This window comes from Streptomyces swartbergensis (genome assembly GCF_002148965.1).
GTDB classification, from domain to species: Bacteria; Actinomycetota; Actinomycetes; order Streptomycetales; family Streptomycetaceae; genus Streptomyces; species Streptomyces swartbergensis.
On the sequence record NZ_NGFN01000352.1, the window covers coordinates 1 to 8,884 of the forward strand.

Consider the following 8,884-nt stretch of genomic DNA (forward strand, 5'->3'; position numbering starts at 1 on the left):
GAGCCCCCCACATGCCACGGCGTAACCCACGCACCTTTCTCGACAGAATGAGAACTCTCCGCGGAATCCCCGGGTTCCTGAAGACCGCATCGGTATGCGCGCTGATCGCGGGTCTTTTGTCGCCACTGTCACAGGCGGCCGCCTCGGAGACGGAGACCGCGCGGACCCCGGCGGCGGCGAACGACTACTGCGGCAACCAGTGTTCGGACATCCTCCCGCCCGGCCAGAACGGCAACGCCACCCTCGCCCAGATCCTCCTGAACCAGGCCTTCGGCACCCAGCCCGAACACGCCGAGGACCAGCTCGGGCCGTATGCCGACCTCGCCAAGGGGTACACGGGCCTCACCAACGACAAGATCAACAACTTCTTCAACGACGCGTCCTTCGGGGTGCCGTCGGACCAGGTCGCCTCCACCGTCAAACCCGCCGGGCGCGGTGACGTGACGATCGTCCGGGACAAGAAGACCGGTGTGCCGCACATCACCGGTACCACCAGATACGGCACGGAGTTCGGTGCCGGCTATGCGGCCGCCCAGGACCGGCTGTGGCTGATGGACGTCTTCCGGCACGTGGGGCGCGGTCAGCTGACCTCCTTCGCGGGCGGCGCGCCCTCCAACCAGGGCCTGGAACAGCAGTTCTGGCGGCACGCCCCGTACTCCGAGGCCGAGCTCCAGGCGCAGATCGACAACGCCGTCGCCACCAACGGCGAGCGCGGCAAGCTGGCCCTCGCCGACGCCAAGGCCTACCTCGACGGCATCAACGCCTACATCGACGCCTCCGACAGCGGCCGGTACTTCCCCGGGGAGTACGTCCTCACCGGGCACAAGGACTCGGTCACCAACGCCGGGAAGATCGAGCACTTCAAGATCACCGACATGGTCGCGCTGGCCTCCGTCATCGGCGCGCTGTTCGGCTCCGGCGGAGGCGGCGAGGTCAACAACGCCATCTCGCTCCTGGCCGCCCAGGAGAAGTACGGCGTCACCGAGGGCACCAAGGTGTGGGAGGCCTTCCGCGAGCGCAACGACCCGGAAGCCGTCCTCACCCAGCACGACGGCAGCTTCCCGTACGCGACCAAACCGGCTGACCCGCAGGGCCGGGCCCTGCCCGACGCCGGCTCGGTGGCCCAGGAACCGCTGGTTTACGACCGTACGGGCAGCGCGGCCGGCTCACACGCCACCAGTGCCTCCAAGGAGGCGGCCAGGACGGCCCTGTCGTCCGCCAAGCGCGGCATGTCCAACGCCCTCGTCGTCAGCGGCGAGCACACCGCCAGCGGCCACCCGGTCGCCGTGTTCGGCCCGCAGACCGGCTACTTCGCACCCCAGCTGCTGCTCCTCCAGGAGCTCCAGGGGCCGGGCATCAGCGCCCGCGGCGCCTCCTTCGCGGGCCTGAGCATGTACGTCGAACTCGGCCGCGGCCAGGACTACTCGTGGAGCGCCACGACCTCCGGCCAGGACATCATCGACACGTACGCCGTCGAGTTGTGCCAGGACGACTACCACTACCTGTACCGCGGCACCTGCACGCCGATGGAGAAGGTCGAGCGGAAGAACGCCTGGAAGCCGACGGTCGCCGACGGCACCGCGGCCGGCTCGTACACGATGCGCGTCTGGCGCACGAAGTACGGACCCGTCGAATATCGCGCGACGGTCGGCGGCAAGAAGGTCGCCTACACCACCCTGCGCTCGTCCTTCCTGCACGAGGCCGACTCCATCATCGGCTTCCAGATGCTCAACGACCCGGGCTACGTGAAGGGCCCGGAGTCGTTCCAGAAGGCGGTGCAGCACATCAACTACACCTTCAACTGGTTCTACGCCGACTCCGAGCACACCGCGTACTACAACAGCGGCGACAACCCGGTGCGCGCGAACGGCGTCGACGCCGAGTTCCCGGTGTGGGCCCGGCCGGCGTACGAGTGGCGGGGCTGGGACCCGGCGACCAACACGGCCGACTACACCCCGCCCTCCGCCCACCCCAACTCCATCGACCAGGACTACTACATCTCCTGGAACAACAAGCAGGCCAAGGACTACACGACCGCACCCTGGGGCAACGGCTCCGTGCACCGCGGCAACCTCCTGGAGGACCGGGTGAAGAAGCTGGTCCAGCAGGGCGGGGTGACCCGGGCCTCGCTGGTGAAGGCGATGGCGGATGCCGGGGTCGCCGATCTGCGGGCGGAGCACGTCCTGCCCAAGCTGCTGAAGGTCGTCACCAGTGCGCCCGTCACCGACCCCACCGCGGCAGCAGCCGCCGGCAAGCTCCAGGCGTGGGTCACCGCGGGCGGCAAGCGCACGGAGACCTCGGCCGGTTCCAAGAAGTACGCCGACGCCGACGCGATCCGCCTCCTGGACGCCTGGTGGCCGCTGCTGGTGAAGGCCGAGTTCGAACCCGGCCTCGGCAGCGAGCTGTTCGCGGCCATGACCGCCAACCTCCCCGTCGACGAGTCCCCGTCCGCCTCCCACGGCCCGACCGGGTCGCACGCCGGAAGCTCCTTCCAGTACGGCTGGTGGAGCTACGTCGACAAGGACATCCGGGCCGTGCTCGGCGAGCAGGTGCGGGGGCCGCTGGCCCGCGAGTACTGCGGCGACGGAGACCTCGGCGCCTGCCGTGACACCCTCGTCAGCACCCTGAAGGAGGCGGCCGGCAAGACCGCGGCCCAGGTCTACCCGGGCGACGACGTGTGCTCGGCGGGCGACCAGTGGTGCGCCGACTCGATCAACCACCGCACCCTCGGCGGCATCAAGCACGGCAAGATCAGCTGGCAGAACCGGCCGACCTACCAGCAGGTCGTGGAGTTCACCTCGCACCGGTGACGCAAGGGCAGGCGGCGGGTCAGCGGATGCGGCCCGCCGCCAGCACCAGCCGGGCCAGCTCCTCGTGCAGAATGTCGCTGTGCGCGCCGGCGGGCGGACCGCCGCGTCTGACCACCGCCGCCGCGTCGACGTTCACGCACCCCGAGGCGGGCAGCTTCGCCCGCAGCGCCTCGGCGAGGGTGTACGCGCGCGTGCCCGGCACCGCCCGCACCCCGCCGTAGCCCATCGCGCCCCACTTGGCGCCCAGGGCCCGCATGATGCCGAGGCCCGCGACCGACCGGCTGTCGCCCGCCATGCGCGAGGCCAGCGGATACATCGTGCCCAGGGCCGAGTCGTGCCGGGAGTGGCAGCACACCAGGGGCCCGTCGACGCGGTTCTGCTGCCCCTGGAGCACCCCTCCGGCGCGCGCGTCGTGCGGCAGCCGGGCCGCGAACGCGTAGTGCGAGAACGCCCCTTGGAGCAGCGTCACCGACTTCACCGTGCGCACTCCCTCGGGGAGGCCGCGCAGCGCGAACGACACCAGCCGTGCGCCGAAGCTGTGCCCGACGAGGTGCACGCGCACGCCCGGCGCCGCCTCCGCGAGCTGCCCGACGACCCGGCCGAGACCGCGCTCACCGACCGTTCCCGCGCGGCGCTTCATCGCGTAGTACGTCGCCTGCCGCAGCAACTCGTGCGCCCCCTCCCAGGGGTTGGGGAGACCGAACCCCCGCTGCGCGTCGGACGCTTCGAGCCCTGCCAGCGCCCGCGCGAACTCCTCGCAGGCCGCCGCCGAGGAGCCGGTGAACATCTCCGGCTCGCTCTGCGGCACGCCCTCCGCCACCGTGTCCGCCGCGAACAGCGCCTGCGGCCCGGGCGCCACCACCTCCACCAGCAGCCGCACCAGCCGCCCGAACTCCTCCAGTTCGGCCTCCTCCGGCGGCTGCTGCTCCAGCAGCCGGGCGATCTGGTCGACCAGGATCGCCCGGCCCGGGAAGGACTCCAGCAGCGCGTGCCGCGTGTCCTTGTCGAGCACCGGGCGCCGGAGTGACCCGGCCGCCACGGCCCGCGGGAAGTCCGGGATCGGTTCGTCGGAGAACCGCATGGCCGGCCACAGCACCCCGACGTATCCGACCCGGGCGGCCGGGGCCAGCCGCGGGACGGGCGCCAGGAACCGGTCGTAGAGCCGGGTCGCACCCGAGCGGTCGTTGTTCCAGCCGTGCGCGAAGACGATCAGATCGCGCACCTTGTGCTCGGTCACCCCGGCGAGCAGCCGGTCGCGCTGACGGCCCGCCGGGTCCCCGTCCGTGTCGAAGGTCAGCTCCCAGTAGGGAGTCACACTCATCGCCGGATCCGCCATGACAGGCCCCCTGTTCCCCGGTGACGCACGCCACGTGGGCGCATCGTCCTGCCAACGGGGGAGCTTGGCCATACGTCACGGGCGCATCGGGCGCGCGATGCCGGACTCAGCGGTAGAGGAGGTACTTCCGCCGCGTCCGCCGGAACGCCGCCAGCTCCTCCTGCCACCCCGCCACGACCTCGTCGGTGTCCGCGCCCGCGTCGATCATCGTGCGCACGCGCGCGGAGCCGGTGAGTTTGTCGATCCAGTGGTCGGAGCGCCAGGCGAACCCGCTCCACACCTTCCTGGCGGTCACGAGCAGGGCGATCCCCGTCCGTACGGGATCGAAGACGTCCCGGTCGTGCACATGGAGCTGCACACCGCCGATCGTCCTGCCCTGGAACTTGGAGAAGGTGGGCGCGAAGTACGCCTCCCTGAAGCGCACGCCCGGCAGGGCGAGTTCGTTCGCGGCGGCGGCCCAGCGCCGGTCGACGCCCTCCGCGCCGAGCAGTTCGAACGGCCGGGTCGTGCCGCGCCCCTCCGACAGGTTCGTACCCTCGAACAGACACGTCCCCGCGTACACCAGGGCCGTCTGAGGCGTCGGCATGTTCGGGCTCGGCGGCACCCAGGGCAGCCCGGAGGCGTCGTAGAAGTCCGAGCGCTTCCAGCCCGACATCGGCACGGTCTCCAGCGGTACGGGCTCGGTCAGGAACTCCTCGTTGAACAGCCGTGCCAGCTCCGCGACGGTCATCCCGTGGGCCTGCGAGACCGGCTGCCGCCCGACGAACGTGGCGAACTCCTTGTGCAGCACCGGCCCCAGCGCAGCACGCCCGGTCAGCGGGTTGGGCCGGTCCAGGACCACGAACCGCTTGCCGGCGAGCCGGGCGGCCTCCATGCAGTCGTACAGGGTCCAGATGTACGTGTAGAAGCGGGCGCCGACGTCCTGGATGTCGAACACGACCGTGTCCACGCCGGACGCGGTGAAGATGTCGGCGAGCGGCCGGCCGCTCTTCAGGTACGTGTCGTAGACGGGCAGACCGGTCGCGGGGTCGTCGTAGCGGCCCTCGGAGCCGCCGGCCTGGGCGGTGCCGCGGAAGCCGTGTTCAGGGCCGAAGACGGCCCTCAGATCCACTCGGGCGTCCGCGTGCATGACGTCGACGATGTGGCGGACGTCACGGGTGATGCCGGTGGGGTTGGTGACGATGCCGACCTTTTCGCCGTCGAGCAGGGCGTAGCCGTCGTGGGCGAGTCGTTCGAAGCCGGTGCGGAGTTGTCGGTGGCGCTGGGCGGCGGTTGCGGTGGGCGTGGCCGAGACGGCTGCTGCCGTGGCCGCCGTGAGTACGGCTCGTCTGGAAGGGCGCATGCGGTGACCTCCTTGAGCGGGGGACGGTCGGCATGGGCACGGTATGCGCTCCCGCAGGCCGTGTGGAGGCTGCGGGCCGCCTGTGGCTGGTCGCGCGGTTCCCCGCGCCCCTCAACAAGGGCGTTGCCGACACCCTTCCCTGGCACATACCGACCGGTTAGTCTGGCGCCATTGCAGAGCCGCGTCTAAGGAGACCGATGGTGGGAGCCTTTCAGGGGGCCGGAGTCGTTGTCACGGGGGCCGGTGGCGGTATCGGAGCCGCACTCGCCCGGCGTTTTGCCGCCGAGGGGGCCCGGGTCGTCGTCAATGACCTGGACGCCGAGCGGGCCAAGCGGGTCGCTGACGAGGTCGGGGGTGTCGCCGTGCCCGGTGACGCCTCGGGGATCGCCGCCGACGCCCGCGACGCGCTCGACGGGACCGTCGACGTGTACTGCGCCAACGCCGGTGTCGCCTTCGACGGCATCGACTCCGGTCCGGCGTTGGACGAAAAGGCCTGGGCGACCTCCTGGGACGTGAACGTCATGGCGCATGTCCGGGCCGCTCATGAGCTGCTGCCCGCCTGGCTGGAGCGGGGCAGCGGCCGGTTCGTGTCCACCGTCTCCGCCGCCGGGCTGCTCACCATGATCGGCGCCGCGCCCTACGCGGTCACCAAGCACGGCGCCCTCGCCTTCGCCGAGTGGCTGTCGCTGACGTACCGGCACCGGGGTGTGAAGGTCCACGCCATCTGCCCGCAGGGCGTACGCACCGACATGCTGGCCGCCACCGGCAGCGCGGGCGACCTGGTGCTCCAGCCGACCGCGATCGAGCCGGAGGACGTGGCGGACGCCCTGGTCAAGGGCATCGAGGAGGACCGCTTCCTGATCCTGCCGCACTCCGAGGTCGCCGCCTACTACCAGGCCCGGGCCGGCGATCCCGACCGCTGGCTGACCGGCATGAACCGCCTCCAGCAGCAGTGGGAGGAGAACCGGTGACCGAGTCCCGTTACGCGGCCAAACCCTGGCTGGACCTGCTGAGCGACGCCCAGAAGGGCGCGATAGGCCCCGCCGACTCCCTCGTGCACGCCCTGCGCCGGGCCGTGTCCCAGACGCCCGACAGCGACTTCCTGGTCTACTTCGACGGCCGCCTGACCTACCGGGACGCCGACGAGCTCAGCGACTCCGTCGCCGGGCATCTCGCGGCGCGCGGCCTGGAGCGCGGCGACCGGGTCGCGGTACTGCTCCAGAACTCCCCGCACTTCGTGCTCGCCGTGCTGGGCGCCTGGAAGGCGGGCGCGGTCGTCGTGCCCGTCAACCCGATGTACAAGTCGGGCGAGGTGGCCCACGTCCTGAGGGACGGCGAGGTCGCCGCGCTGATCTGCTCGGACCGGGCGTGGGAGTCGTATCTGCGCGAGACCGCGGCGGACTCGCCCGTGCGGATCGTGCTCACCGGCTGCGAGCTGGACTTCCAGACGCGGGGCGACGCGCGCGTGCTGACCTTCGAGCGACTGCCGCAGGCACCGGACGCGGACGACCTGGTGGCCGTGGCGCGGGCCGGGCACAAGGCGCCCGGGGACCGGGACCCCGCTTCCTCCGACATCGCCCTGATCAGCTACACCTCCGGCACCAGCGGCGCGCCCAAGGGCGCCACCAACACGCACGGCAACATCATGTACAACGCCGAGCGGCAGCGGACCGGCCTGGGGCTGCCCGAGCGGCCCGTCTACTTCGCGCTGGCGCCGCTGTTCCACATCACCGGCATGGTCTGCCAGTTCGGCGCCTGCCTGAACAGCGCGGGCACGCTCGTGCTGGCCTACCGCTTCGAGGCCGGCGTGGTGCTCGACGCGTTCGCCGAGCACCGGCCGCACTACACCGTCGGCCCGTCCACGGCCTTCATGGCACTGGCCGCCCACCCGGCCGTCACCCGCGACCACTTCTCGTCCTTCCGGGTGATCTCCTCCGGCGGCGCCCCGCTGCCGCCCGCGCTGGTGGAGAAGTTCCGGGCCGGCTTCGGGCCGTACATCCGCAACGGCTACGGGCTGACCGAGTGCACCGCCCCCTGCGCCTCCGTGCCGCCCGGCCTGGAAGCGCCCGTCGACCCGGTCTCCGGGACCCTCGCGGTCGGCCTGCCCGGCCCCGACACGGTCGTACGGATCGTCGACGACAACGGCGACGAGGTCCCCTTCGGCGAGCAGGGCGAGATCGTCGTCCGGGGTCCGCAGGTCGTGCCCGGCTACTGGCGGCGCCCCGACGCCACCGCCGAGACGTTCCCCGGCGCCGAACTGCGCACCGGCGACATCGGCTTCATGGACGAGCAGGGCTGGCTGTACGTCGTCGACCGCAAGAAGGACATGATCAACGCGTCCGGCTTCAAGGTGTGGCCGCGCGAGGTCGAGGACGTGCTCTACACGCACCCGGCGGTGCGCGAGGCCGCTGTCGTCGGCGTGCCCGACGGGTATCGCGGGGAGACCGTCAAGGCGTACATCAGCCTGCGTCCGGACGCCGACACGGACCCGGATGCACTCGCCGCCTACTGCAAGGAGAGACTGGCCGCCTACAAATATCCGCGCCAGGTGGAGATCCTGCCGGACTTGCCGAAGACGGCCAGTGGGAAGATCCTCCGTCGGGAGCTTCGTTCCCGGACGCAAGGCAACTGACAGCAGTACGGAAAGGCAGGTGGCGGCAGTGCCCAGGACGACGGACTCGGACGGCACCCCCGTACCTCAGCGGCTCCTGGCCGCCGCCACCCGGCTCTTCGCCGAGCAGGGCTACGACCGCACCTCGGTCCAGGAGATCGTCGAGGCGGCAGGGGTTACCAAAGGCGCGCTGTACCACTACTTCGGCTCCAAGGACGACCTCCTGCACGAGGTGTACGCGCGCGTGCTGCGCATCCAGCAGGAGAGACTCGACGCCGTCGCGGAGTCAGACGAGCCGGTGGAGAAGCGGCTGCGGGCCGCGGCCGCGGACGTCGTGGTGACGACCATCGACAACCTCGACGACGCGATGATCTTCTGGCGGTCCATGCACCACCTGAGCCCCGAGAAGAACAAGCAGGTCCGCGCCGAGCGCCGCCGGTACCACGAGCGCTTCCGCGCGCTGGTCGAGGAGGGCCAGCAGTCGGGCGTCTTCTCCAAGGCGACCCCGGCGGACCTGGTGGTCGACTACCACTTCGGGTCCGTCCACCACCTGTCGACGTGGTACCGCCCGGAGGGCCCGATGAGCCCCCAGGAGGTCGCAGACCACCTGGCCGACCTGCTGCTACGAGCCCTGCGCCCGTAAGGCTCCCAGCGGGCTCCGCCCCCTGGACCCCCGGCCTATGCCCACCCACCACCCGAATCGGTCGGCCAGGCGGCCGGGCTCGAAACGCCGGGCTGAGTCACTTCCCCCAGCCCGTCCGGCGCTTGAGGACGAGGCCGTTCAG

Annotated in this window: 6 protein-coding genes; 4 read left to right on the plus strand and 2 right to left on the minus strand. The window is 71.2% G+C overall.

The window, feature by feature from the left end; genetic code table 11:
* Window positions 1-11 precede the first annotated feature (11 nt).
* Window positions 12-2,810, plus strand: a complete 2,799-nt coding sequence (locus CA983_RS36015; protein ID WP_086604948.1) for a penicillin acylase family protein — start codon at window positions 12-14, stop codon at window positions 2,808-2,810.
* Window positions 2,811-2,829: 19 nt separating this feature from the next.
* On the opposite strand, the gene CA983_RS36020 is transcribed toward CA983_RS36015, so the two are convergent.
* Together CA983_RS36020 and CA983_RS36025 are read right to left on the minus strand one after the other, a co-directional pair.
* Window positions 2,830-4,146 (minus strand): serine-threonine protein kinase, encoded by a 1,317-nt coding sequence (locus CA983_RS36020; RefSeq protein WP_086604949.1) that lies wholly within the window; start codon window positions 4,144-4,146, stop codon window positions 2,830-2,832.
* Between the two features lie 106 nt (window positions 4,147-4,252).
* Entirely contained in the window at window positions 4,253-5,488 is a 1,236-nt protein-coding gene (locus CA983_RS36025; RefSeq protein ID WP_086604950.1) for an exo-beta-N-acetylmuramidase NamZ family protein, read from the minus strand.
* A 197-nt stretch (window positions 5,489-5,685) separates the two neighbouring features.
* On the opposite strand from CA983_RS36025, the gene CA983_RS36030 reads away from it, so the two are divergent.
* From CA983_RS36030 to CA983_RS36040, 3 genes are read left to right on the plus strand one after another with little or no spacing between them, the layout of a single operon-like run.
* Window positions 5,686-6,459 carry an SDR family oxidoreductase gene (locus CA983_RS36030; protein ID WP_086604951.1) on the plus strand — a complete coding sequence of 258 codons (774 nt, stop codon included), beginning with the start codon at window positions 5,686-5,688 and terminating at the stop codon, window positions 6,457-6,459.
* Window positions 6,456-8,120 carry a class I adenylate-forming enzyme family protein gene (locus tag CA983_RS36035; RefSeq protein ID WP_086604952.1) on the plus strand — a complete coding sequence of 555 codons (1,665 nt, stop codon included), beginning with the start codon at window positions 6,456-6,458 and terminating at the stop codon, window positions 8,118-8,120. Before CA983_RS36030 ends, CA983_RS36035 begins: the two co-directional genes overlap by 4 nt.
* Before the next feature lie 28 nt (window positions 8,121-8,148).
* Complete coding sequence (locus tag CA983_RS36040; RefSeq protein ID WP_086604953.1) at window positions 8,149-8,742, plus strand: TetR/AcrR family transcriptional regulator; 594 nt, start codon at window positions 8,149-8,151, stop codon at window positions 8,740-8,742.
* Window positions 8,743-8,884 lie beyond the last annotated feature (142 nt).

Coding starts and splice junctions, on each gene's coding strand:
- CA983_RS36015 (WP_086604948.1), top strand. CDS start 12: ATGCCACGGCGTAACCCACGCACCTTTCTCGACAGAATGAGAACTCTC.
- CA983_RS36020 (WP_086604949.1), bottom strand. CDS start 4,146: ATGGCGGATCCGGCGATGAGTGTGACTCCCTACTGGGAGCTGACCTTC.
- CA983_RS36025 (WP_086604950.1), bottom strand. CDS start 5,488: ATGCGCCCTTCCAGACGAGCCGTACTCACGGCGGCCACGGCAGCAGCC.
- CA983_RS36030 (WP_086604951.1), top strand. CDS start 5,686: ATGGTGGGAGCCTTTCAGGGGGCCGGAGTCGTTGTCACGGGGGCCGGT.